The sequence below is a fragment of the Clostridium sp. CTA-6 genome, from assembly GCF_054768115.1.
In genome coordinates, this window is the sequence record NZ_BAAAAU010000039.1 from 1 (window position 1) to 458 (window position 458).

Genomic DNA, 458 nt, shown 5'->3' on the forward strand with positions numbered 1-458 from the left:
AGACTCCTGGAAGAACACCAGGTTGATAGGTCAGAGATGTAAGCATGGCAACATGTTAAGTTGACTGATACTAATAAGTCGAGGGCTTGACCAAAATAAAATTCACTGTGTAATTTTGAGAGAAACAATAAAAAATTGTTAAATCCCTATTGACAAATTACGAAAAAGTAATTATAATGTTAAATATCTGGTGATTATGGCTTGAAGGTAACACCCGTTCCCATGCCGAACACGAAGGTTAAGCTTCAAAGCGCTGATGGTACTGCAGGGGAGGCCCTGTGGAAGAGTAAGTCGTTGCCAGATACAACACATGGATCTTTAGCTCAGTTGGTTAGAGCAACCGGCTCATAACCGGTAGGTCCGGGGTTCGAGTCCCTGAAGGTCCACCATTTGGGGGTATAGCTCAGTTGGGAGAGCACCTGCCTTGCAAGCAGGGGGTCAGGAGTTCGAATCTCCTT

The 458-nt window shown here is 44.5% G+C and carries 1 tRNA gene and 2 rRNA genes; all 3 read left to right on the top strand.

Annotated features, from left to right (window positions below):
- A 23S ribosomal RNA gene (locus ACYUDJ_RS21385) occupies positions 1–94 on the top strand; the annotation flags it as partial.
- A gap of 92 nt (positions 95–186) precedes the next feature.
- Positions 187–303 (top strand): 5S ribosomal RNA (gene rrf / locus ACYUDJ_RS21390).
- Positions 304–312: 9 nt separating this feature from the next.
- Positions 313–389, top strand: a tRNA-Ile gene (locus tag ACYUDJ_RS21395).
- Positions 390–458: the final 69 nt, after the last annotated feature.